22 protein-coding genes are annotated in these 22,095 nt (G+C 65.3%); 11 read left to right on the top strand and 11 right to left on the bottom strand.

The genetic code is table 11. The features are described from left to right. Window positions 1–81: 81 nt before the first annotated feature. From EPB08_RS04035 to pilG, 4 genes are all read right to left on the bottom strand, one after another. Window positions 82–2,112 carry a methyl-accepting chemotaxis protein gene (locus EPB08_RS04035; RefSeq protein WP_130617739.1) on the bottom strand — a complete coding sequence of 677 codons (2,031 nt, stop codon included), beginning with the start codon at window positions 2,110–2,112 and terminating at the stop codon, window positions 82–84. Window positions 2,113–2,228: 116 nt separating this feature from the next. After that, window positions 2,229–2,771, bottom strand: a complete 543-nt coding sequence (locus EPB08_RS04030; RefSeq protein ID WP_130617738.1) for a chemotaxis protein CheW — start codon at window positions 2,769–2,771, stop codon at window positions 2,229–2,231. A 7-nt stretch (window positions 2,772–2,778) separates the two neighbouring features. Next, the gene (locus EPB08_RS04025) at window positions 2,779–3,150 is read right to left on the bottom strand and encodes a response regulator (RefSeq protein ID WP_130617737.1); all 372 of its coding nucleotides are present in this window, start codon (window positions 3,148–3,150) and stop codon (window positions 2,779–2,781) included. Between the two features lie 31 nt (window positions 3,151–3,181). Then, the gene (pilG, locus tag EPB08_RS04020) at window positions 3,182–3,538 is read right to left on the bottom strand and encodes a twitching motility response regulator PilG (RefSeq protein WP_051595671.1); all 357 of its coding nucleotides are present in this window, start codon (window positions 3,536–3,538) and stop codon (window positions 3,182–3,184) included. A 413-nt stretch (window positions 3,539–3,951) separates the two neighbouring features. Between pilG and gshB the strand changes: the two genes are divergently transcribed. The 7 genes from gshB (at window position 3,952) to EPB08_RS03985 (ending at window position 10,558) form a co-directional block, all read left to right on the top strand. Beyond that, window positions 3,952–4,929: a glutathione synthase gene (gshB, locus tag EPB08_RS04015; protein WP_130617736.1), complete on the top strand. Its 978-nt coding sequence runs from the start codon at window positions 3,952–3,954 to the stop codon at window positions 4,927–4,929. Beyond that, on the top strand, window positions 4,926–5,792 hold the full coding sequence (locus EPB08_RS04010; RefSeq protein WP_229238202.1) for an energy transducer TonB: 867 nt from the start codon (window positions 4,926–4,928) through the stop codon (window positions 5,790–5,792). The genes gshB and EPB08_RS04010 overlap by 4 nt, the downstream gene beginning before the upstream one ends. 107 nt (window positions 5,793–5,899) lie before the next feature. Continuing rightward, the gene (locus EPB08_RS04005; RefSeq protein WP_130617735.1) at window positions 5,900–6,475 is read left to right on the top strand and encodes a YqgE/AlgH family protein; all 576 of its coding nucleotides are present in this window, start codon (window positions 5,900–5,902) and stop codon (window positions 6,473–6,475) included. Further along, window positions 6,472–6,906 carry a Holliday junction resolvase RuvX gene (gene ruvX / locus EPB08_RS04000; protein WP_130617734.1) on the top strand — a complete coding sequence of 145 codons (435 nt, stop codon included), beginning with the start codon at window positions 6,472–6,474 and terminating at the stop codon, window positions 6,904–6,906. The genes EPB08_RS04005 and ruvX overlap by 4 nt, the downstream gene beginning before the upstream one ends. A gap of 24 nt (window positions 6,907–6,930) precedes the next feature. Further along, entirely contained in the window at window positions 6,931–7,857 is a 927-nt protein-coding gene (locus EPB08_RS03995) for an aspartate carbamoyltransferase catalytic subunit (protein ID WP_130617733.1), read from the top strand. Between the two features lie 83 nt (window positions 7,858–7,940). Next, a complete protein-coding gene (locus EPB08_RS03990) occupies window positions 7,941–9,704 on the top strand; it encodes a hypothetical protein (RefSeq protein WP_130617732.1) in 1,764 nt (587 codons plus the stop codon). A 413-nt stretch (window positions 9,705–10,117) separates the two neighbouring features. Next, window positions 10,118–10,558: a BON domain-containing protein gene (locus tag EPB08_RS03985; protein WP_130617731.1), complete on the top strand. Its 441-nt coding sequence runs from the start codon at window positions 10,118–10,120 to the stop codon at window positions 10,556–10,558. An 83-nt stretch (window positions 10,559–10,641) separates the two neighbouring features. Here EPB08_RS03985 and EPB08_RS03980 read toward each other — a convergent pair whose 3' ends face one another. Together EPB08_RS03980 and EPB08_RS03975 are read right to left on the bottom strand one after the other, a co-directional pair. Then, complete coding sequence (locus EPB08_RS03980) at window positions 10,642–11,811, bottom strand: PilT/PilU family type 4a pilus ATPase (RefSeq protein WP_130617730.1); 1,170 nt, start codon at window positions 11,809–11,811, stop codon at window positions 10,642–10,644. A 39-nt stretch (window positions 11,812–11,850) separates the two neighbouring features. Then, complete coding sequence (locus EPB08_RS03975) at window positions 11,851–12,888, bottom strand: type IV pilus twitching motility protein PilT (protein ID WP_130617729.1); 1,038 nt, start codon at window positions 12,886–12,888, stop codon at window positions 11,851–11,853. 313 nt (window positions 12,889–13,201) lie between these two features. Here EPB08_RS03975 and proC point away from each other — a divergent pair, with 313 nt between their 5' ends. From proC to EPB08_RS03960, 3 genes are all read left to right on the top strand, one after another. Next, on the top strand, window positions 13,202–14,026 hold the full coding sequence (proC, locus tag EPB08_RS03970; RefSeq protein ID WP_130617728.1) for a pyrroline-5-carboxylate reductase: 825 nt from the start codon (window positions 13,202–13,204) through the stop codon (window positions 14,024–14,026). Further along, on the top strand, window positions 14,023–14,598 hold the full coding sequence (locus EPB08_RS03965) for a YggT family protein (protein WP_130617727.1): 576 nt from the start codon (window positions 14,023–14,025) through the stop codon (window positions 14,596–14,598). The genes proC and EPB08_RS03965 overlap by 4 nt, the downstream gene beginning before the upstream one ends. Window positions 14,599–14,660: 62 nt before the next feature. Next, the gene (locus EPB08_RS03960) at window positions 14,661–16,724 is read left to right on the top strand and encodes a M13 family metallopeptidase (RefSeq protein ID WP_130617726.1); all 2,064 of its coding nucleotides are present in this window, start codon (window positions 14,661–14,663) and stop codon (window positions 16,722–16,724) included. 1,298 nt (window positions 16,725–18,022) lie between these two features. On the opposite strand, the gene EPB08_RS03955 is transcribed toward EPB08_RS03960, so the two are convergent. The 3 genes from EPB08_RS03955 to pdxH are packed head-to-tail and all read right to left on the bottom strand — an operon-like array spanning window position 18,023 to window position 19,906. After that, complete coding sequence (locus EPB08_RS03955; protein ID WP_130617725.1) at window positions 18,023–18,847, bottom strand: cobalamin-binding protein; 825 nt, start codon at window positions 18,845–18,847, stop codon at window positions 18,023–18,025. A gap of 4 nt (window positions 18,848–18,851) precedes the next feature. After that, complete coding sequence (locus tag EPB08_RS03950; protein WP_130617724.1) at window positions 18,852–19,289, bottom strand: secondary thiamine-phosphate synthase enzyme YjbQ; 438 nt, start codon at window positions 19,287–19,289, stop codon at window positions 18,852–18,854. Window positions 19,290–19,318: 29 nt separating this feature from the next. Continuing rightward, window positions 19,319–19,906 (bottom strand): pyridoxamine 5'-phosphate oxidase, encoded by a 588-nt coding sequence (gene pdxH, locus EPB08_RS03945; protein ID WP_130617723.1) that lies wholly within the window; start codon window positions 19,904–19,906, stop codon window positions 19,319–19,321. Between the two features lie 41 nt (window positions 19,907–19,947). Here pdxH and EPB08_RS03940 point away from each other — a divergent pair, with 41 nt between their 5' ends. Further along, window positions 19,948–20,778: a kinase gene (locus tag EPB08_RS03940; RefSeq protein WP_130617722.1), complete on the top strand. Its 831-nt coding sequence runs from the start codon at window positions 19,948–19,950 to the stop codon at window positions 20,776–20,778. Here the strand turns inward: EPB08_RS03940 and EPB08_RS03935 are convergent, their stop codons facing one another. Further along, window positions 20,779–21,123, bottom strand: a complete 345-nt coding sequence (locus EPB08_RS03935; protein ID WP_130617721.1) for a YbjQ family protein — start codon at window positions 21,121–21,123, stop codon at window positions 20,779–20,781. An 83-nt stretch (window positions 21,124–21,206) separates the two neighbouring features. Continuing rightward, complete coding sequence (locus EPB08_RS03930) at window positions 21,207–22,049, bottom strand: NAD-dependent epimerase/dehydratase family protein (protein WP_130617720.1); 843 nt, start codon at window positions 22,047–22,049, stop codon at window positions 21,207–21,209. Window positions 22,050–22,095: the final 46 nt, after the last annotated feature.

Below are 22,095 nucleotides of genomic sequence, written 5' to 3'. Positions count from 1 at the left end.
CGCCCCTCTCAGCGGCCACGTAACGCTTTGTCACGCAACCGGCGAGGTTGCCCCCTGTGAAAATCGTTATCGGCCAACAACTCAACCCGGCAGCTTGAAGTGCGCCACCGAACGACGCAGATCGCTTGCGAGCTGGGCCAGGTAACCGATCGAGTCGGCCGTCTGGCTCGCGCCCTGCGAGGTCTGCGAGGTGATTTCCTGGATCGCATTCATCGATACCGAAATATCGGTTGCTGCGGTCGACTGCTCACGTGCCTGCGTGGAGATGTTCTGAATCAGCGCGGACAAGTCGTGCGACACGCGCTCGATGTCGCCCAGTGCGCTACCCGCGTCCTCCGCGAGTCGTGCACCGGCCACCACTTCCGCGGTGGTCTGTTCCATCGAATTCACCGCTTCGTTGGTATCGGACTGAATCGTCTGCACCAGCGTTTCGATTCGCTTCGTAGCGCTCGCGGAACGTTCTGCGAGGCGCTGCACTTCGTCCGCCACGACCGCGAAGCCGCGACCCGCTTCACCCGCCGAGGCCGCCTGGATGGCTGCGTTCAAGGCGAGGATGTTGGTCTGCTCGGCAATGTCGTTGATCAGTTCCACGATCGAGCCGATTTCCTGCGACGACTCACCCAGTCGCTTGATTCGCTTCGAGGTTTCCTGGATCTGGTCGCGGATCGAGTCCATGCCCGAGATCGTCTCGCGCACCACTTCGGCGCCGCGCGAGGCGATTTTCACCGAGCGCTCGGCCACGTCGGCCGATTCGGCGGAGTCCTTGGACACGGTATCCATCAGGCTCGCGATCTGGTTGATCGCGGTGGTGGCCGTGCTGATCCGCTGCGCCTGGTGCTGTGCGGATTCGGCCAGGTGGCGCGCGGTGGTCTGCGTTTCCTGGGCCGAGGACGACACCTGCTCGGACGTTTCGTTAATCGTCGTCACCAGGGTGCGCAACTCGTCGATGGCGTAGTTCACCGAGTCGGCGATGGCGCCCGTGATGTCTTCGGTCACCGTGGTCTTGACGGTCAGGTCACCTTCGGCGAGCGAACCCATCTCGTCCAGCAGGCGCATGATGGCCTCCTGGTTACGCTGGTTGAGTTCGGTCGACTCCTGGAAGCGGCGGCGCTGGTCGGCCACGAGCTGGACCACGAGGACGATCAGGAAGGCTGCCGCGCCGATTGCACCGAGCACGCCCCACCACAGGTTGGGGAACAGTCGACGGGTGGGCAGCTTGCCGATCTGGTCGGCGAGTTCATTGGCGCGCAGCAGCACGTTCTGCGAATCGAGCGACGCCTGGTTGCCTGCGCGCTTCACGTCGCTGAGGTTGCCTGCTGCACCAACCAGCTTGCCAACCGGATCCTGCAGGCTGTCCCACTGCGTCTGCATGTCGGCGAGGATCTTGCGCGCGTTGGTATCGCCCATGGCGCGCACGCCCACTTCGGCGTTGCCTTCGAGCAGACCCTTGAGCACCGAGCCGTAGAGCTGGCCGTCGCGGGCGAGGCCGTCAGCGGCAGGCTGCGAGGCGTCGCCGCCCTGCAGCACTTCCTGCACTCGGCGGATCATGCGGTCAGCCAGAAGCATCTGACGGGCGGACGTGTAGGTCTGCTCCGCACTGCCGCCGCGCTGCTGCAGGATGTTCACTACCTGCTCCATGCTGGAGTTCAGCAGCGGCAGGTCGCGCGACAGGGCCGAGGCGCGCTGGGACGAGTCCACCACCAGCGCCTTGTTGGAGAGGATCTTGCCGATGTCGGCGTCGAGCTGGCCCCAGGCATTGCCCAGTGCAGCGACGGCCCGACCGGCCGGCGTGGCGTTGTTGTCGGCGTAGGGCTTCATGCCGCCCTTCTCGTCGCCCTTCAGCAGGCGCTGCACGGCCGAGTCGATGGCGTTGCGGTTGGTTTCCAATTCCTTGAAGGAATCGACGTTACCGTCCGCGGCCTCGAGCGCATATTTGGCCGTCTGCTGCGACAACACCTGGATCTGGGTGGTCAGACCCACGGCCTGGGTGTCCTCGCGGCCCCTCAGCGTGAGCATGACGAAGTCCACACCCGTGAAACCGAACGCGATGATCAGGGCAATGATGAGGCCGGTATAGCCTCGCTCCTTGCCCATGCCCCCTGTAGTGCTCATTTCGTTCACCTCGCCCGTCTACACCCCGCCGCCCTTGCCGGCAAAGATGTCGGTACATCGCCCTGAATCCGGCCTCGAATGGCACCGGCCCTACTTATGTTCCAACGTTTTGCCCGTCAGGCCGCAGCGGCCTGGCGGAAATCCGGTGCACGCACCAGCTTGCCCATGCTGAACACCGCCAGCAGGGGTTCACCCACGCGTTCGTCGACGAAGCGCGCCAGGCGCGGATCGTCTTCTTGTTGTGCATTGCGACGCTGCTCGGCATCCACCGTGCGCTGGCCAAACACTTCGTCGACCACCAGTGCCACGCTGCCGCCGCCCTGACGGACGACCAGCAGGCGGGTGCGTTCGGTGTGCTGGGTGCGTTCGCCGAACAGGAAGCGAGCCAGATCGATCACCGGCACCAGGTTGCCGCGCACGTTGGCCACGCCCATCAGCCAGGCTTGCGTGCCCGGAACCTGGGTCAGTGCCGGCGGAGCCAGCAGTTCGCTGATTTCGTCGATGCCGCTGACGAACAGGCGACTGCCCGCACGGAAGCCGATGCCGCGCCAAAGCCCCGGCGCCTCCAGCTTCTCAGGCGTACCCGAGGCATGCGCGAGCGAGAGCTGCTCATACCGGGCGAGAATTTCGAAGGGCGAGAGCGCGGCAGTCTGGGTCATCGTTGCCTCAGGCCGCGCTCGGCAGGAGATCGTTGATGCAGGCGAGCAGGTCCTTTTCGTTGACCGGCTTGGTAATGAAGGCGCGCGCACCCTGGCGCAGGCCCCACACGCGGTCCGTTTCCATGGACTTGGTGGTGATCATCACGATGGGAATGCCCGACGTCGACGGATCGCGCGTGAGCGTACGCGTAGCCTGGAAGCCATTCATGCCCGGCATGATGACGTCCATGATCACCAGGTTGGGCTTGTCCGAGCGCACGCGCTCGATGCCCTCTTCGGCGTTGCCCACGGAATCGACCTTGTAACCGGCACGCTCCAGCAGTGTGGTGAACACGCGAACGTCAGTCGGCGAGTCGTCGATGATGAGAATATTTGCCACAGGTCCCCCTAGACCCTGTTACCGCCGGTTTTTACACCGTGGCGACATGTCGATGAATGGCACCAAGCAGCTCGTCACGGGTGAACGGCTTGGTCAGATATTGTTCGGCGCCCACGATGCGGCCACGCGCCTTGTCGAACAGGCCGTCCTTCGAACTCAGCATGATGACCGGCGTGGCGCGGAACTGAGGATTGTTCTTGATCAGCGCGCAGGTCTGATAGCCGTCGAGTCGCGGCATCATGATGTCGACGAAGATGATCGCGGGCTTCTGGTCGGAAATCTTGGCGAGCGCCTCGAAACCGTCCACAGCCGTGAGCACGTCGCAACCTTCTTTTTTAAGCAAGGTCTCGGCGGTTCGACGGATGGTTTTCGAGTCGTCGATCACCATGACCTTGAGGCCGGCCAGGCCATTTCCACTTATGTTCAAGTTCACAACACCCCCCTGCGACCCGCCCCAGGCTCAGGAAAATCGTGCAGCTGTCGGCAACATGCTGGCAGCCACTGGTGGACAGGAAAATCCAGCAAAGCCCCAACGACGTACGACATCCACTCAGCCGGCAGGCACTCGTGCGTAGCTGTTTACCGCCTGCCTGACGTAACGTCAAGTTGAAATCTCGCGTGAAGCGTCCTACGTCATTGAATCGGGAATGCAGTCGGTGAAGGGCTTGACAGGTTACGGGCCCGGGGGCGGGTGGACCGACCCTCTGCGGATACGGCCCGCGGACCACGTAAACTGCCCCGCTCTTCCCCGACCGATGCCGGCCGGGGATCGTGAACGCGCTCTACTACCGGAGAATGACGATGGCCCTCAAGGTCGCCGTGCTGATGGATCCGATCGGGTCCATCAAGATCGCCAAGGACACGACGTTTGCCATGCTGCTGGAGGCCCAGCGGCGCGGGCACGAGCTGCTCTACATGGAACAGGGCGACCTGGCCGCCCGCAGCGGCGAGCCGTGGGCGCGACTGGCCCCGCTGTCCGTGCGCGAGGACGCCTCCGGCTGGTTCATGCTGGAGGAACCCCGGTGGCGCGACCTGCGTGAGATGGACGTGGTGTTGATGCGCAAGGACCCGCCGGTCGATGCCCAGTTCATCTACGACACCATGGTGGCCGAACTGGCCGAGCGCGACGGGGTCACCGTGGTCAACCGGCCCCAGGCCCTGCGCGACTGCAACGAGAAGCTGTTCGCCATGCACTTCCCCCAGTGCATGGCCCCCACCCTGGTCTCGCGCGACGCCGCGGAGCTGCGCGCCTTCGTGGCCACCCATGGCGAAGTCGTGCTCAAGCCGCTGGATGGCATGGGCGGGCGCGGGATCTTCCGCGTGGTGGCCGGCGACAGCAACCTCAACTCCATGCTGGAGACGCTGATCGCCGCCGGCCCCAAGGGCGAGCATCGCCAGTTCACCATGGCGCAGAAGTACATCCCGCAGATCACCGAAGGCGACAAGCGCATCCTGGTGATCGACGGCGAGCCAGTGCCCTATGCGCTGGCGCGCATCCCCCAGGGCAGCGATTTCCGCGGCAACCTGGCCGCGGGCGGCCGCGGCGTGGGCGTGCCGCTGTCCGACCGCGACCGCTGGATCGTGTCGCAGGTGGCACCGGAACTGCGCCGCCGCGGCCTGCTGTTCGTGGGCCTGGACGTGATCGGCGACTACCTCACCGAGATCAACGTCACATCGCCGACCTGTGCGCGCGAACTGGATGCCCAGTTCGGGCTTAATATCACGGGCCAGCTGTTCGACGTCATTGAAAGCCTGAGAACCGGAAACCGCGCCGCGTGAGCCAACCTGCTGTCCGCACCGGCGCCGACATGTTCGGCGCCACGATGCTTTTCTCGCTGTTGCTGCATGGCGTGCTGATCCTCGGCATCACCTTCAGCTATGTGAAGTCCAAGCCCAGCCTGCCCACGCTGGACGTGACGCTGGTGGACGTCGCCAACCGCGAGGCGCCGGACAAGGCCGACTTCCTGGCCCAGGCCAACAACAGCGGCGGCGGCGAGAACGACAAGGCATCGCGCCCCTCGCAGCCATTCTCCGGCCCGCTGCCCACGCCCACGCCGGGCGTGGCGCCGCAGCCGGTGGAAGCCGCGACGCCCAGGCCGCAGGAAGCCACCCCGGACAAGCTGCTCACCACCACCGGCAACAGCCACTACAGCGTCAACACCGATACGGCGAAGCTGGAGCGAAATCCGCAGGATCTCCCGGATTCGGCGGCAGATGAAAAGCGCAAGCAGGAAATGGCGCAGCTCGCCGCCGAGCGTCGCAACAGCATCGACAACTACGCCAAGCGCCCCAAGAAGAAGTTCATCTCGTCCAACACCAAGGAATACGCCTACGCCGCCTACATGCGCGGCTGGGTCGATCGCGTGGAGCGCATCGGCAACCTGAACTACCCGAACGAGGCTCGTCGCCGCGGCCTGCATGGCGAGGTGCTGCTCACGGTGACGCTCAACCGCGACGGCACCGTGAAGGGCATCGACGTGGTGCAAAGCTCCGGCCAGCCGCTGCTGGACGCTGCCGCGCAGCGCATCGTGCGCCTCGCCGCCCCCTTCCCCGCCGTGCCGAACGACAAGGAGCGCGTCGACGAGCTGAACATCACGCGCACCTGGCAGTTCATGCCGAACGACGTGCTGAAGAGCCGCTGATCACCTCATCCTGACGAAGGACGGCCGCGATCCTTCGTCTCGCATCGTCAATCTCCTCACCTCGTGCTAACGGGCGCTTGCCCTGCCCCAGGGCTTACAATGAGCCCATGACTGCACCCCATCCCCAGCCCCAGTCCCTCGCCGGTCATTTCCTGATCGCCATGCCCAGCCTGGCCGAGCCGCCCTTCTCGCGCGGCGTGGCCTTCATCTGCCAGCACGACGAAGACGGTGCGGTGGGACTGCTGGTGAACCAGCTTTCCGAATACCGCCTGGGCGATGTGCTGGCGCAGATGAAGCTGGACTGCAACGACCTGGAGGTCGCCGACGCGCCCGTGCTGATCGGCGGCCCGGTGCAGCAGGAGCGCGGCTTCGTGCTGCACCGCGACCCCGGACACTGGGAGTCCAGCTACCGCATCAACGCCGACTGGTCGGTGACCACCTCACGCGACATCCTCGTCGCCATGGCCAAGGGCGAAGGCCCGCGCCAGGCCGTGATGACGCTGGGCTATGCCGGTTGGAGCGCCGGCCAGCTCGAACAGGAGCTCAAGGACAACACCTGGCTGACCGTCGAAGCCAGCGAGCGCGTGGTGTTCCACACCCCGCTGGAGGAACGCTGGAGCGCCGCCGCCGGCCTCGTGGGCGTCGACCCGCTGCAGTTGCCCGGTTACGCGGGCCACGCATGAGCTGTGTGTTCGGCTTCGACTATGGCAGTCGCCTGATCGGCATCGCCGTCGGCAACCGCTTCACTGGCAGCGCTCGCGGCATCGGCACGGCGGCCGTGCGCGATGGCGAGCCCGACTGGGCAAGGCTCGATGCTCTCCGGCAGGAATGGCTGCCCGATACGCTCGTGGTGGGCCTGCCGCTGACCCTGGAGGGCGAGGAGCAGCCCGCCAGCCGTGGCGCCCGCCGCTTCGCCAAGAAGCTGGGCCAGCGCTACGGCCTGCCCGTCGAACTCACCGACGAACGCCACAGCTCGCGCGAAGCCGCGCAGCGCTTCGCCAGCGCGCGCGCCGCGGGGCTGAAGAAACGCCGCGATGCTGCCACCATCGATGCCGAAGCCGCCGCCGTGATTCTCGAACGCTGGCTCGCCAGCGCCGTGACTACCGGACACTGACACCTTCCACGACAATCGCCTGCCATGAGCCAACGCCTGCGCCACCTCACCACGCTGGAAAACCTGCCCCGTGAAACCATCGAGCGCCTGCTCGATCGCGCGGAAACCATGCGCGACGGTTGCGCCCACGGTACGCGCAAGCTGGACCTGCTGTCCGGACGCACCATCCTCAACCTGTTCTTCGAGCCGTCGACGCGTACGCGCACGTCGTTCGAGCTGGCCGCCCGCCGCCTCGGCGCGGACGTGATCAACTTCGACATCGGCTTCTCCTCCACCAGCAAGGGCGAGGCGCTGTTCGACACGCTGCACACACTCGAAGCCATGCACCTCGACGCCATCGTGGTGCGCCACAAGGTGTCCGGTACGCCGGAAGAACTGGTGCGCCACGCGATGAGCGGCGTGTCGGTGATCAACGCCGGCGACGGCAATCGCGCACACCCCACCCAGGGCCTGCTCGACGTGCTCACCATCCGCCAGCACCGACCGGATTTCAGCCGGCTCACCGTGGTCATCTGCGGCGACGTGAAGCACTCGCGCGTCGCGCGCTCGGACGTGCACGCGCTGAGCGCACTCGGCGCCAAGGAAATCCGCCTGTGCTCGCCGCAGGCGTTGATGCCCTCGCAGGACGAATTCCCGCAGTGCGTGATCACCGACGATTTCGACGCGGCGATCGAAGGCGCCGACGCGGTGATCATGCTGCGCCTGCAGAAGGAACGCATGGCCGCCACCGACCTGCCGGACGAGGCGGCCTATTTCACGCGCTACGGGCTCGACAACCGCCGTCTGGAGCGCGCGGCCAAGGGGGCACTGGTGATGCACCCGGGCCCGATCAACCGCGGCATCGAGATCGCCTCGGAAGTGGCCGACGGCCCACAGTCGCGCATCCTCGAGCAGGTGGGCAACGGCGTGTTCGTGCGCATGGCCGTGCTGGCCGAGGTTCTGGGCCGCTGAGCCCCGCGTGATGCGCCGCGTCATACCCCGAATCCGGGCATAATGCGCGGCGCGACTCACCCATTTCATTCAAGGGAATAGACATGCGATCGACGACGCGGATTGCCGCGCTGGGCTTCGCCGGCGTGCTGCTGGCTGCATGCCATCACAAGGACAAGGACGCGCCCCTCGCCTTCGTGCCGGCCGATACGCCGTACGTGGTGGCCAACCTCGACGTGCTGGACGACGACACCCGCAAGGCCCTGCTGGCCCAGGCGGACACCCAGTTGCCGGCCGAGCTGGCGCAGCTGCGCTCCACCGCCGATGACCTGGCCGAGAAGGACCCGGACGCCTCGCGCCTGCTCAAGGCCATCATCGCCGAGCTGGACGGCAAGACCATCGAGACGTTCGCACAGAATGCCGGCCTCAACATGAAGGGCCACTCGGCGTTCTACGGCCTGGGCCTGTCGCCGGTCGTGCGTTTCGAACTGATCGATCCCAAGGCGTTCGACGCCTTCGTGGGACGCCTGGAAGCCGCCTATGGCAAGCCGTTCGAGACCGCCACGCTCGGTGGCCTGAACTATCGCAGGCACGTCTCGGCGGAAGCCGGCATGCAGGTGGTGATGGCGGTGGTCGGCAAGCAGGCGGTCGCCGCCCTGCTGCCAGCCGATGCGCCCGAAGCCACCCTGCGCCTCGCCTTCGGCCTCGATCGCCCGACGAAGAGCCTGCAGGACGACGGTCGCCTCGAGAAGCTCGCCAAGGCCAAGGATTACCAGCCCTGGGCGATCGGCCAGGTCGATCTCGTTCGCCTGCTGCCGCTGGCTGCCAGCGGCAAGGACCCGATGTTCAACGCGCTGATCAAGGCGCGCGCCGAAGCCGAATCGGCCAAGACCGGCGAACCGGTCGCCAATCAGCTCCAGGTCTCCCCGGCATGCGAGGCCGATGCCACGCGCATCGCCGCGCGCGTGCCGTCGCTGAGCTTCGGCTACACCAAGCTGGACGAGAAGCACCAGGACATCCGCTGGGACGTGGCGCTGGCTGACGACATCACCAAGGCCTTCAGCGGCCTCAAGGTGGAGCTGCCGGGCCTGGGCGCTGCGGGTACCGCGCCGTTCGACCTCAGCATCGCCGTGCCGATGGTGCAGATGCGTGCGTTCTGGAGCGCGCAGGCCGAGGCCGTGGCTGCCAAGCCCTTCGCCTGCCCCACGCTGGCCGACCTCAATGACAGCTTCGCCAAGCTGGGCCTGATGTCGCAGCAGGCTGCCGTCCCGCCCGTCGGCGATCTGCTCGGTGCACGCGTGGCACTCGACAGCTTCGAGCCCGGCAGCAACGACAGCATGCCTAAGTTCAGCGGTCGCATCCTGATCGGCACCTCCAATCCCGCCGGGCTTCTCGCCATGGCGCAGATGGCCGTCTCGGGTCTGCAGCAGCTGAAGCTGGGCACCGATGGCAAGCCGGTGGCACTGCCGCCGGAAGTCACCGCGCCGCTGGGCACGCCGGTGTGGGCCGCGATGGGCCCGAAGGCACTCGCGCTGGCCATTGGCCAGGGCGAAGACGCCAAGCTGGGTGAATTGCTCGGCGCGCCGACTGGCGACGCGGGCCGTCTCGGTCGCCTGCAACTGAGTGGCGAGATGTACCAGGCCTGGGTCAAGGCCATGGCGCAGAAGGCCGAGCACATCGCGGAACTCACCGCCGAAACGAATGCGGACGATCCGGAAGCCCAGGCCACGGCCAAGGCGGCTGCGGAGCACTCGAAGCAGCAGTTCGCATCGATGGAGGCACAGGCCGCACGCATCAAGACGTTGAGCGGCGATGTGCGCATGGAGAGCGGTGGACTGGTGATCACCAGCCAGACCGAACTCAAGTAAGCGGTAGCAACAACGCAAAACCGTAGAGAACGGGGCGCCTTTGGGCGCCCCGTTTCTTTTGCGGAACATCCATCATCCGGTCGTCGCTGCGACAACGGCGAGCATCGCGACAGTCATCGCTGTACGTGTACGCCGCATGCAAGCGCAGCCGCCAAGCCGGAGCGCGAATGCAAAGTCGATGTGAGCAAACGAGCGCTCTGATGCTCATCACGCTTAGCACGTTCTTAGCGACTCGAACATTTTGGGGACATCGTCGTGACACGGCGTTCGCAACCGTAATGGCGCGCTGAATCACGAGACCCGACAGCCATGTGCGATTCACGCAAGGGCTGTTGGTATGGAACCCGCTGATGCCGCGGACAACGGCAGAGGCCTGCCATTTGGACCGTGCTTCCCCACACAGGAGATTCCCCATGCGTACCAACAACCTGTTTCGCAAGACGCTGATCGCCGCCGGCTTCGCGGTAGCCTTCGCGACCGTGCCGTTTGCACAGGTTGCCGCTCAGGCCACTACGCCACAGGCATCGCAGGACGCTGCACAACGCCAACAGGACGCGGCCTCCATGCGGCAGGCCCAGGACTCAGCGACCATGCAGGACAAGTCGAGCAACGAGACCGTACCCGGCAAGACCAACGATGCCTGGATCACCACCAAGATCAAATCCGAGCTGGCGACCACCAAGGGCATCAAGAGCACCGACATTTCCGTCGACACCAAGGACGGCACCGTGACGCTGACGGGCACAACCGCCAGCGCCGGTGAGAAAGCCAAGGTCGAACATGTCGCCAAGCAGGTGAAGGGCGTGAAAGTCGTAGATACCAGTGGCCTGATGGTCAGCGATTCCGCTCATTAATCGCTCGCACGCTGCATAGGGCGGTGCTGAAACGAAGAAGGAGCCCCTTGGGCTCCTTCTTTTTTGTCCGTCCAACAGATTGATCAGCGTCGCAGCAGGTTGCCGCCGCCGAAGTTCTGCGAATCGCGCGTCTCTTCCAGCTCCACGCCATCCAGGCCCTGCGACAACGTATGCGCGTCGCCGCCCTGGGCCAGCTTGATGCGCAGGCGCACTTCGTTGGAGCTGTCCGCGTGCCGCAGTGCGTCCTCGTAGGAGATCTCGCCGGCGTGGTAGAGCTCGACCAGGCTCTGGTCGAAGGTCTTCATGCCGAGGTTGGTGGACTCCTTCATCACTTCCTTGAGCTTGTGGATCTCGCCCTGGCGGATGTAGTCCTGCACCAGCGGCGTACCCAGCAGCACTTCCACCGCCACGCGACGCGCCTTGCCGTCGGGGGTCGGGATCAGCTGCTGCGCCACGATGCCCTTGAGGTTGAGCGACAGGTCCATGAACAGCTGCGAGCGGCGGTCTTCCGGGAAGAAGTGCAGGATGCGGTCCATCGCCTGGTTGGCGTTGTTCGCATGCAGCGTGCACAGGCACAGGTGACCGGTTTCGGAGAAGTTGATGGCGTGTTCCATCGTCTCGCGGGTACGCACTTCGCCGATCATGATGACGTCGGGCGCCTGGCGCAGCGTGTTCTTCAGCGCGTTGTCCCAGCTGTCGGTATCGATGCCCAGCTCGCGCTGCGTGATGATGCAGCCCTCGTGCTTGTGCACGTATTCGATCGGGTCCTCGATGGTGATGATGTGGCCGGTCGAGTTGGCGTTGCGATAGCCGATCATCGAGGCCAGCGAGGTCGACTTACCGGTACCGGTGCCGCCCACGAAGATGATGATGCCGCGCTTGGTCATCGCCAGCTGCTTGATCACCGGCGGCAACGTGAGCTCTTCGATGGTCGGGATCTTCGACTCGATGCGACGCAGCACCATGCCCACGCAGTTGCGCTGGTAGAAGCACGACACGCGGAAGCGGCCCACGCCCTGCGCCGAGATGGCGAACTGGCACTCGTGGGTCTTTTCGAACTCTTCGCGCTGCGATGGCGTCATCACGTTGAGCACCATGTCGCGCGACTGCTGCGCGGACAGCGGACTCTGCGTGATCGGCACGACGCGGCCCTGCACCTTCATTGACGGCGGCACGCCGGCCGTAATGAAAAGGTCCGATGCCTTCTTGTGCACCATCAGCTTCAGGAACGAGGTGAAGTCGAAATCACTCATGGCACGGACCTCCGGGGTTCAACGTCAACAACCAACTGCTTACTTGAAGATGTCCTTGTTGCGCGCATAGCCCATCGCCTGCTGGCGAGTGACCAGGCCGCGCTTCACGAGGTCCTGCAGGTTCTGGTCCAGCGTCTGCATGCCGTACTGCTGGCCGGTCTGGATGGACGAATACATCTGCGCCACCTTGTCCTCGCGGATCAGGTTACGGATGGCGGGAATGCCAACCATGATCTCGTGCGCCGCGATGCGTCCGCCGCCGACCTTCTTCAGCAGCGACTGCGAGATCACCGCGCGCAGCGATTCGGACAGCATCGAGCGCACCATCGGCTTTTCGCCGGCCGGGAACACGTCGATGATGCGGTCGATGGTCTTGGCGGCCGAGCTGGTATGCAGGGTGCCGAACACCAGGTGACCGGTTTCCGCGGCGGTCAGCGCCAGGCGGATGGTTTCCAGGTCGCGCAACTCGCCCACCAGCACGAAGTCCGGGTCTTCGCGGAGGGCTGAGCGCAGCGCCTCGTTGAAGCCATGGGTGTCGCGATGCACTTCGCGCTGGTTGATCAGGCACTTCTGCGAGGTATGCACGAATTCGATCGGGTCCTCGATGGTGAGGATGTGGCCGTATTCGTTCTTGTTGATGTGGTCGACCATCGCCGCCAGCGTGGTGGACTTGCCCGAACCCGTCGGGCCGGTCACCAGGATCAGGCCCTGCGGCTGCTCGATCAGGTCGCGGAACACTGCCGGCGCCGCCAAGTCTTCCAGCGTGAGCACTTCGGAAGGAATGGTACGGAACACCGCACCCGCGCCGCGGTTCTGGTTGAACGCGTTGACGCGGAAGCGGGCCAGGCCGGGAATCTCGAAGGAGAAGTCGACCTCGAGGAATTCTTCGTAGTCGCGGCGCTGCTTGTCCGACATGATGTCGTAGATCAGCGAGTGCACTTGCTTGTGCTCGAGCGCCGGGATGTTGATGCGGCGCACGTCGCCGTCCACACGGATCATCGGCGGCAGGCCGGCGGACAGGTGCAAGTCCGAGGCCTTGTTCTTCACCGAGAAGGCAAGCAGTTCGGCGATATCCATCTGGTGTTCCCCTCAACCCAATCGACTGGATGTCATGCGACGGTCATGGGGGTCGGGTTTTAGCTAGCGGCAGGGCGCCGCAGCGCGAGCGCGCCGACGCCGTGCGAATGGCCTTGTCCCGGTTCCCCATGCAAGCGGGCCGATACTACTCGGGCCAAGGCCCGTGCCACCAGTCTTTCCTTAGGTCTATCGCCCAAAGTGCGGACCAGGTTAGCGAAAGTCCCCGCCAGTCCGGATAAGGCCGGGACGTTTCCCATGGGACGGCCGCCCCCCGCCTCCGGTAAGGTAAAGGCCGTACTGGCGAGGAACCCGCATGACACGTATCGCATTCATCGGCGGCGGCAATATGGCGCGCAGCCTCATCGGCGGCCTGCTGAAGACCGGCGTCGCCGCCTCTTCCATCAGCGTGGCGGAACCGCGGGCCGAGGCGCGCCAGGAGCTGGGCCGCGAGTTCGGCGTGGCCTGCTATGCCGACAATCGCCAGGCGGCAGCCGAAGCCGACGTACTGATCCTGGCCGTGAAGCCGCAGATCATGCCGGCCGTCCATGGCGAGCTGAAGGATGTGCTGGCCCGCCAGCGGCCACTGCTGATCTCCATTGCCGCCGGCGTGCGCATCGACCAGCTGGAACGCTGGTTCGGCCATGCCCTGCCCATCGTGCGCTGCATGCCCAACACGCCGGCATTGATCGGCGCGGGCGCCACCGGCCTGTTTGCCAACCGCCGCGTGAGCGCCGAACAGCGCGCACTGGCCCAACACATCCTCGACGCCGTCGGCCTGACCCGCTGGCTCGACGAGGAATCGCAGCTGGACACGGTGACCGCCATCTCGGGTTCCAGCCCGGCGTATTTCTTCGCCATGGTGGAAGCCCTGGAAGATGCGGCGTTCTCGCAGGGCATGCCGCGTGACACCGCACGTGCGCTGGCCGCACAGGCTTGCCTGGGGGCCGGCCGCATGCTGACCGAGAGCGGCGAAGACCCCAGCGTGCTGCGCAAGCGCGTCACCTCGCCGAACGGCACCACCCAGGCCGCCCTGGAAAGTTTCGCCGCCGACCACTTCAGCCAGGTCGTTGCCCGTGCCGTGGCTGCTGCCACGCGCCGTGGCGGTGAGATGGCCGCTGCCCTGGACGACACGCCGTGAGCTACCTCGTCAACGCTCTTTCCTTCCTGCTCGAACTCGCCTTCGGCGCTGCCGCGGCGCTGTTCATGCTGCGACTGGCCGCCGAAGCCAGCCGCGCCGACTTCCATAACCCGCTGAGCCAGTTCATTTACCGCACCACCAATCCGGTGCTTGCCCCGCTTCGCCGCGTGCTGCCGAATTGGCGGCGCATCAACGTGTCGGCGTTACTGCTGATCTTCCTGCTGATGCTGATCAAGCGCGTGGTGCTGTTCTCCCTGCTCGGCATGTTCCCGCACGTGCTCGGCCTCTTCGTGCTGTCGATTGCCGACACACTGGACTTCATCGCCATGTTCTACGTGGTGCTGATCTTCGTGTGGTCGCTGATGAGCCTGTTCCAGGTCGAGGGCTACCACCCCGTCTACCGTCTCGCCGGGACCCTGGTCAGCCCGCTGCTGCGCCCGCTGCGCGGCAAGCTGGTGGCCGGCGGCCTCGACTTCGGTCCGTGGGCCGTGATGATCGTGCTGATCCTCGCCCGCCTGCTGCTGGTCTCGCCGCTTACCGACCTCGGTGCCCGCCTGGCACTGGGCATGTAAATCCATGGCCGCGCCGTTCGGGCGCGGCCATCTCCCTCTCGTTCTCAAGGAATGCTCGTCGCATGCATGCGAACTCCTCTTCCCTGCGCCGCCGTCTGCTCGCCCTTGCCCTGACGGCCGCCGCCGTGGGCAGCGCCTACGCCGCCAGTCCGACCATCGCCCCGAAACCCGACGTGGTCGCAGGCAATATCGACACCTCGGTCAACCCGGGCGATGACTTCTTCGAATTTGCGAACGGCGCATGGCTGAAGGCCCATCCGATTCCCGCCGAGGAATCGCAATGGGGCATCGGCCAGGTGGTGCAGGACGAGCTGTACGCCAAGCTGCGCAAGATCAGCGAAGACGCCGCCGCGCAAAAGCAGGCGGCCGCCGGCAGTGACGAGCAGAAGATCGGCGATTTCTGGACCACCGCCATGGACCAGTCGCTGGCCGATCGCCTGGGCGCCACGCCGCTGAAGGACGAACTCGCCCGCGTCGACACCGTGCATGACGTGAACTCGGCACTGGACGCAGCGTTTGCACTGCAGTCGCTGGGCGTCGACGTGTTCTTCGACTTCGCCGTGACGCAGGACGAAAAGCAGAGCGACGCCATGGCCGTGCACCTCTCTCAAGGTGGCCTGGGGCTGCCGGAGCGCGACTACTACTTCAACAGCGAGCAGGGCGTGGCCAAGGCGCGCACCGCCTACGTGGCGCATCTCGGACGCATGTTCCACCTGCTCGGCGCCGACGAAGCGGCTGCCAAGCAGAGCGCCACCCAGGTGATGGCGTTTGAGACGGCACTCGCCAAGGTTTCCCGTCCGCTGGCCGACCTGCGCGATCCGGAAAAGAACTACAACAAGATGGCCCCGTCGGAACTGACGACGAAGCACACGCCGGCCATCGTGTGGGATACCCGCCTCGCAGCGTGGAAGCTCTCGGCGCCCACCGTCATCGTCGGCCAGCCCGAATTCTTCGACGGCCTGCAGTCGCTGCTCGCCAAGACGCCGGTGCCAGTGCTGCGGGACTACCTGCGTGTGCATCTCGCCGACGAATACGCCAGCTACCTGAGCCAGGCTTTCGACGACGAGCATTTCGATTTCTACGGCCGCACCCTGTCCGGCCAGGCCCAGCAGAAGCCTCGCTGGAAGCGTGCGTTGCGCGCCGAGAACGGCGCGCTGGGCATGATCCTCGGCCGTATCTACGTGAAGGACTACTTCTCCGAGGCCAGCAAACAACGCTACAACACCATGGTCGAGGCCGTGCGCACCGCCTACGGCGAGCGCATCGACAAGCTCGACTGGATGAGCCCCGCGACCAAGGCCAAGGCGCACGAGAAGCTCGCCGCCGTGACCAGGAAGGTGGGCTACCCGGATAAGTGGAAGGACTATTCCAAGCTGACCATCGGCCGCGATTCGTATGCGCAGAACATGATGCGCGCGCAGCGCTGGGCCTTCGACGACATGCTGTCCAAGTACGGCAAGCCGGTCGATCGCGCCGAATGGGACATGACGCCACAGACCTACAACGCGTACTACAACCCGTCCAACAACGAGATCGTGCTGCCCGCCGCGCAGTTCATGATCCCGGGGTTCGCGGATGGAGACATCGATGATGCCGTGGTGTACGGCTATGTCGCCGCCTCCACCATCGGCCATGAGATCACCCATGGCTTTGACGACGAAGGCCGCCAGTACGACGCCAACGGTAACCTTCAAGACTGGTGGACCAAGCAGGACGCGGATCGTTTCACCCAGCGTGCGCAGGTGATGGTGAAGCAATTCAACGCGTTCGAACCACTGCCCGGCCTGCACATCAACGGACAGGCCAGCCTGGGCGAAAACATCGCCGACTTCGGCGGCATCATGATCGGCCTGGATGCGTTCAAGAAGACCGCGCAGTACCAGAAGGGCGAGAAGGTCGCCGGTTATTCGCCACTGCAGCGCTTCTTCCTGGGCTACGCGCTGGGCTGGCTTTCGCAGGAGCGCGAAGCACGCCTGCGCAATTCGCTGCTGGCGGATGTGCATGCGCCGGCGAAGTATCGCGTCAATGGTCCGCTGTCGAATGTGCCGGATTTCTATGAGGCGTTCGGCGTGAAGCCGGGGCAGCCGATGTGGCGGCTGGAGAACCAGCGGGTGAAGATCTGGTAAGCGTTGCACGCCGCCTTTGCTCCCTCTCCCCGCCGGGGAGAGGGTCGGGGCATTGCCACCTTTAAGGTGGTGAGGGGCCGACCTCGCCTCGAGGCTCGTTGCAACGCTGGCGTTTCCCTGTAGGAGCGCACCCAGTGCGCGATCGCCCTTCGCCGCGATCCATCCTACCCGTCACTCCCGCGAAGGCGGGAGTCCAGTGACTTTCGTCTTTGATCTGGCGCTGTCGCCGGCGGGCTCGCCTGCCGCGGGCTTCCGAGCCGCTGCCGCGGCCCGGGTTACTTTTCTTTGCTTGCTCAAAGAAAAGTAACCAAAAGAAAGAGCACCCCGTGTGGCGCTGTCTGGGCTGCGCCCAGCCAGTCCGTGAGGGGCGACCGGGCTTTTCGACCGGGCTCCTGCCCGGACGAAAAGTGCCCGACATCCTTGTCGGGCACCCCTGCGGGGCCTGATCGTCCTCCCCTCACCGCCACACGGGGGAGGTTTAAAGGCTCGTGCCGCTGCGCGGCACATCGTGATGGGCAAAGAAGTAGCAGTGCGTGACGGCCTTCTTTGGCATCAAGCGTTTAGGGCACCTATCCACAGGCTTCGCCCATAGGCTTCCACACGGGCTGTGGAAAACATTGGTGTGTGCTGCCCGATGTTTGTTTGCGGGTCGCGCACGCACACGATCCTCGGCCCAGCTTTGAGATTGGCTCTAGCCTTTGCTTCTAGCTTTTGATCTCCGAGACCGAGGCGCAAGGCGGTCGCGCACTGGGTGCGCTCCTACAGGGGAGAGGAGTCGGCTCTTCGCTCTGGCTTTTGACCTCCCCTCCCCTATGACGCGGCGGGCGGGTGGAGGAACAGCCCGAAGGGTGGCCGGCAGGACGCCGGCCAGTTTGTCGTCAGGGCAGGACGCCCTGTCGACAAACCCCGGAGCCCGCCCGCGAACCTTCCGGGCGATAGCCCGGAAGGCGCGGCATCGGGGTGGCCTTTCTCTTGGTTACTTCTCTTTGGCCACGCAAAGAGAAGTGACCCGGCGGCCGGCAGGCCGTCGGAAGCCCGCGGCAGGCGAGCAAGCTGGCGGGAACGTCACGTCAGGAAGCAGAAACCCAAGCGCTGGATGACTCGCTACGCTCGCCCCTTCGGGGCCGCCCTACGGGCGTTCTGCGCGCTTTGCGTTTGTCCAGCCTCTTGCTGGGATGACGAACAGTGAAGACAGAGGCGAACGGCGGTCGCGCACTGGGTGCGCTCCTACAGTGGCAGCCAGAGAGAGAAGTGCAGACTCGCGTTGCGCTAGCAAACGCACCCAGGATCACCTGAGTCTAGCTACGCTGCCGACTCTCCCACTCGGCAAAAATCTTATGCATCGCCTCCAACCCATCAAACAACGCCGCCGGCCCGGGCTGCAGGATGATCGGTGACTTGATCTCGTAAAGATCACCGTTGCGCACCGCAGGAATCGCATCCCACCCCTCGCGCGCAGCCACCTTGTCCGGCCGAAAGCGCTTGCCGCACCACGACCCCAGGATGATGTCCGGCGCTTGCTGCACTACCTCGCCGGGATCGGCGAGGATGCGATGCTTCGCGAGCGACTCGCCTGACATTTGCGGAAACACATCATCGCCACCGGCAAGACGAACCAGCTCTGCCACCCAACGGATGCCAGTGATCAGCGGGTCATCCCACTCTTCGAAATAAACCTTCGGACGACTGGAGAAGGTCGCAGCCGCCGCTTCAATCGCGGCGATATGCCGTTCGGCCCGCTGCGCATAAGCCTCGGCCTTCTCCGCCGCGCCAACCATCGCACCCAGGCGACGGATATAGCCAAGAATGCCGTCGACACTGCGATGGTTGCTGATCCACACCTCCACGCCCGCCTTGATCAGCTCGCGCGCGATGTCGGCCTGGATGTCGGAGAAACCCACCACGAAGTCCGGTTGCAGCTTGAGGATCTCGTCGATCTTCGCGCTGGTGAACGCTGAAACCTTCGGCTTCTCCTTGCGCGCCTTCGGCGGCCGCACGGTGAAACCCGAGATGCCCACGATGCGATCCTGCTCACCGAGTGCATACAGCACTTCGGTGGGCTCTTCGGTCAGGCAGACGATGCGTTGCGGATAACGGTCGATGGTCGGCACTACGTCGGTCACGTGTTCAATGTCCCAGCACCGTCACCACCACCTTGCGCTGGTGCGGATCGAGGCGGTGCTCCCACAGGTAGATACCTTGCCAGGTGCCCAGCTGCACCTTGCCCGCGTGCACCGGCACCACCAGGCTCACGCTGGTGAGGATGGCGCGCACGTGGGCGGGCATGTCGTCGGGGCCTTCTTCGTCATGGCGGAAGATGGCATCGCCATCCGGCACCGCGCGCGTGAACCAGCGTTCCAGATCGTCGCGCACGGTGGGGTCGGCGTTCTCGCTGATCAGCAGCGAGCAACTGGTGTGCAGGCTGAAGAGGTTGGCGATGCCGGTGTGCACGCCGCTGGCCGCCACCACCTCGCCCACCTTCTCGGTGATCTCGGTGAAGCCACGGCCGCGCGTATGCACGGTGAAGCCATTCTGGGCGACGTGATCGGCGGGCGTGGCACGCATGCTTCAGGTCTCCGAATGGCGAGCGGTCTTCAAGGATAGAGCAGGCGATTGGTCCAGGTCTGGCCGTGGCGACTCCAGCGCACGCGCTCGTGCAAGCGGTACTCGGCGCCGTACCAGAACTCGACCATGTCGGGCTCGATCACGTAGCCGCCCCAATGCGGCGGCCGCGGCACGTCATGGCCTTCGAATTCCTTCTCGTAGCGCGAGAAGCGCTGCTCGAAGGTATCGCGGTCAGGCAGGGTCTGCGATTGCAGCGAGGCCCATGCGCCGATCTGGCTGGCGCGCGGACGCGTGGCGAAGTAGACGTCGGACTCTTCGTCCAGCAGTTTTCGCGCCGCGCCTTCCACGCGCACCTGCACACCCTGGCGCAGCTGCTTCCAGTGGAAGCACAACGCGACCTGGTGGTGCGCATTGAGCTGCGCGCCCTTGTCGCTTTCGTAGTTGGTGTAGAAGCGGAAGCCGCGTTCGTCGGCGCCCTTCAGCAGCACGATGCGCGAACTCACGCGTCCGGCGGCATCCACCGTGGCCAGATTCATCGCCGTGGCTTCGGGGTCACCTCCCGCCGCGGCCTCGTCCAGCAACTGAAGGAAGGTGTCAAGGATCTCTTGTTTCAACATGGGGTCTTGAATCGTGGCCGCCGCGCGCCATCATGGCCGGCATGTCACCAGATGCTAGCACGCAGAATTCGACCCTGGCCGGGCACCTGCTCGACCAGTTCGCCGGTCGCATCGCCCGCTCCCGCCGCCCTTACCTGCTGGGCCTGTCCGGCCTGCAGGGCAGCGGCAAGAGCACGCTCGCCCGGGAGATGAAGGCGCAGGCCGAGGCCCGCGGCTGGCCCACCGAGGTGCTGTCGCTGGACGACTTCTACTATTCACGCAGCGAGCGCGAGGTGCTGGCCCACCAGATCCACCCGCTGCTGCGAACCCGCGGGGTACCGGGCACGCATGAAATCGAGCTGCTGCTGTCCGTGCTGGCGGCCCTGCCGCATGCCTCGGACAAGCTGCCGGTAAGCCACCCGCGCTTCGACAAGGGTCGGGATACACGCATGCCACCGTCGAAGTGGCCGAATGTGACAAGGCCGCCGAAGCTGGTGATCCTGGAGGGCTGGGCCATCGGCCTGCGCCCGCAGACCCAGGCCGCGCTGGAAGAACCCGTCAACACGCTCGAACGTGATGAAGACCCCGATGGCGTGTGGCGTCACTGGGTCAACAAGCAGTTGCGCGCGTACCAGCCGCTATGGCGCAAGCTGGATGTCCTGATCGTGCTGCAGGCACCCAACTGGGAAATCGTGCGCAAGTGGCGTAGCGAGCAGGAGGAGGAACTCCTTGCCCGCCACGCACCGCTGGCCATGGATGCCGAAACCATGCTGCGCTTCCTCGCGCATTTCGAGCGATTGAGCCGGCATGCGCTGGCCACCCTGCCCGACCTTGCCGATACCACGGTCGAGTACGACGACAACCGCCACGTCATCGCACTCAACCACAGCTGATCAGGCCAGCGGCTCCACCTGCACGGCCGTGCCGTAGGCAAGCACTTCGGTGACGCCTTCGGCGATATCGTTCGCGTCGTAGCGCATGGCAATCACCGCGTTGGCTCCACGTTCGCCGGCATGGCGCATCATCAGCTCGAAGGCCTCCTCGCGCGCCTTCTCGCACAGCTCCGTGTAGATCGAGATGTTGCCACCCACCAGGGTCTGCAGCGCGGCGCCGAAGTTGCCGATGACACTGCGTGAACGCACCGTGATGCCGCGCACGATGCCCATCGGGCGAACCACGCGATAACCGGGAAGCTCGTTGCTGGTACTGACCATGTGAAGCGCGATATTGGCGGGCATGACAATTCCTCCGGGGCTGTATCACTGCAGGCATGGTCAACCCGCCGCGAGCGGCCTTCCAGTGCCGTTGCTCACTATCCCTTTCAGCCCAGGCGTTCATCGCGCAACAGCGCGGCGTAGCCCTGTCGCGCATCCGGCCATTGCGGAACGAAACCGCTGGCGCGCAGGCGCGCGTTGCTGAGGCGCTTGCTGCCTACCCCCGCCGGGGCCGCGCCCTCGGCTGGCAGGGGGACACCGGCCAGCGCGGCCAGGTGGTCGTACAACACGTCCAGCGGCAGCGGTGTGTTGTCCACGCCAAGGTAAAGCGGCATCGGATCCTTCATGGCCAGGAGATGCGCGATGGCGCCGGCCGCATCGTCGACATGGATGCGGTTCGCCCAGTGCACATGCTGCCGCGGCACCCTTACCCCACCCGCGCGCAAGCGCTCGATCAGTTGCAGGCGGTCGGGGCCATAGAGCCCGGCCAGGCGCAGCACCACGGATGCCACCGGCTGTGCCGCCAGCCAGCGTTCCGCTTCCAGCAGCACCTCACCGTTGAAGCCCGGCGGATCGGCTGGCGTCTCCTCATCCACCCAGGCCTCGCCGTGCTCGCCGTAGATCGCGCTGGAGGACACCAGCAGCACGCGCTGGAGCATGCCGGGATCGAGCACGTCGAGCAGATGGCGCAGGCCGTCGACGAACAACGCGCGATACACCTGCCCATCCCGCGCGTCCGGTGCCGGCAGGTAGACCAGTTGCTCGATGCGCTCGGGCAGAGCGCGCAGCGTGGCGGGCTGGGTCAGATCGCCCTGCAACCAGTGGATGCCGCTGCCATCCAGCGTCCCGCGGCGGCGCAGTGCCCACACCTCGTCGCCACGGGCCAGGAGTCGATGCGCCACGCGCAGCCCCACGTCCCCGCAGCCGGCGATCAGCACGCGGGCGCTCATGCGGAAACTCCCATGCTGCAGCGCAGCCATGCGCTTTCGCGCCTGT

This window comes from Dyella amyloliquefaciens (assembly GCF_004296575.1).
GTDB lineage: Bacteria > Pseudomonadota > Gammaproteobacteria > Xanthomonadales > Rhodanobacteraceae > Dyella > Dyella amyloliquefaciens.
Note: the sequence above shows the minus strand (reverse complement) of the source record. Positions and strands in the feature narration are given on the sequence as shown.

Excerpts from the sequence above, each read along its gene's own strand:
- EPB08_RS04035 (WP_130617739.1), bottom strand. The coding sequence starts at position 2,112 with ATGAGCACTACAGGGGGCATGGGCAAGGAGCGAGGCTATACCGGCCTC.
- EPB08_RS04030 (WP_130617738.1), bottom strand. The coding sequence starts at position 2,771 with ATGACCCAGACTGCCGCGCTCTCGCCCTTCGAAATTCTCGCCCGGTAT.
- pilG (WP_051595671.1), bottom strand. The coding sequence starts at position 3,538 with ATGGTGATCGACGACTCGAAAACCATCCGTCGAACCGCCGAGACCTTG.
- gshB (WP_130617736.1), top strand. The coding sequence starts at position 3,952 with ATGGCCCTCAAGGTCGCCGTGCTGATGGATCCGATCGGGTCCATCAAG.
- EPB08_RS04005 (WP_130617735.1), top strand. The coding sequence starts at position 5,900 with ATGACTGCACCCCATCCCCAGCCCCAGTCCCTCGCCGGTCATTTCCTG.
- ruvX (WP_130617734.1), top strand. The coding sequence starts at position 6,472 with ATGAGCTGTGTGTTCGGCTTCGACTATGGCAGTCGCCTGATCGGCATC.
- EPB08_RS03995 (WP_130617733.1), top strand. The coding sequence starts at position 6,931 with ATGAGCCAACGCCTGCGCCACCTCACCACGCTGGAAAACCTGCCCCGT.
- EPB08_RS03990 (WP_130617732.1), top strand. The coding sequence starts at position 7,941 with ATGCGATCGACGACGCGGATTGCCGCGCTGGGCTTCGCCGGCGTGCTG.
- EPB08_RS03985 (WP_130617731.1), top strand. The coding sequence starts at position 10,118 with ATGCGTACCAACAACCTGTTTCGCAAGACGCTGATCGCCGCCGGCTTC.
- EPB08_RS03980 (WP_130617730.1), bottom strand. The coding sequence starts at position 11,811 with ATGAGTGATTTCGACTTCACCTCGTTCCTGAAGCTGATGGTGCACAAG.
- EPB08_RS03975 (WP_130617729.1), bottom strand. The coding sequence starts at position 12,888 with ATGGATATCGCCGAACTGCTTGCCTTCTCGGTGAAGAACAAGGCCTCG.
- proC (WP_130617728.1), top strand. The coding sequence starts at position 13,202 with ATGACACGTATCGCATTCATCGGCGGCGGCAATATGGCGCGCAGCCTC.
- EPB08_RS03960 (WP_130617726.1), top strand. The coding sequence starts at position 14,661 with ATGCATGCGAACTCCTCTTCCCTGCGCCGCCGTCTGCTCGCCCTTGCC.
- EPB08_RS03950 (WP_130617724.1), bottom strand. The coding sequence starts at position 19,289 with ATGCGTGCCACGCCCGCCGATCACGTCGCCCAGAATGGCTTCACCGTG.
- pdxH (WP_130617723.1), bottom strand. The coding sequence starts at position 19,906 with ATGTTGAAACAAGAGATCCTTGACACCTTCCTTCAGTTGCTGGACGAG.
- EPB08_RS03940 (WP_130617722.1), top strand. The coding sequence starts at position 19,948 with ATGTCACCAGATGCTAGCACGCAGAATTCGACCCTGGCCGGGCACCTG.
- EPB08_RS03935 (WP_130617721.1), bottom strand. The coding sequence starts at position 21,123 with ATGCCCGCCAATATCGCGCTTCACATGGTCAGTACCAGCAACGAGCTT.
- EPB08_RS03930 (WP_130617720.1), bottom strand. The coding sequence starts at position 22,049 with ATGAGCGCCCGCGTGCTGATCGCCGGCTGCGGGGACGTGGGGCTGCGC.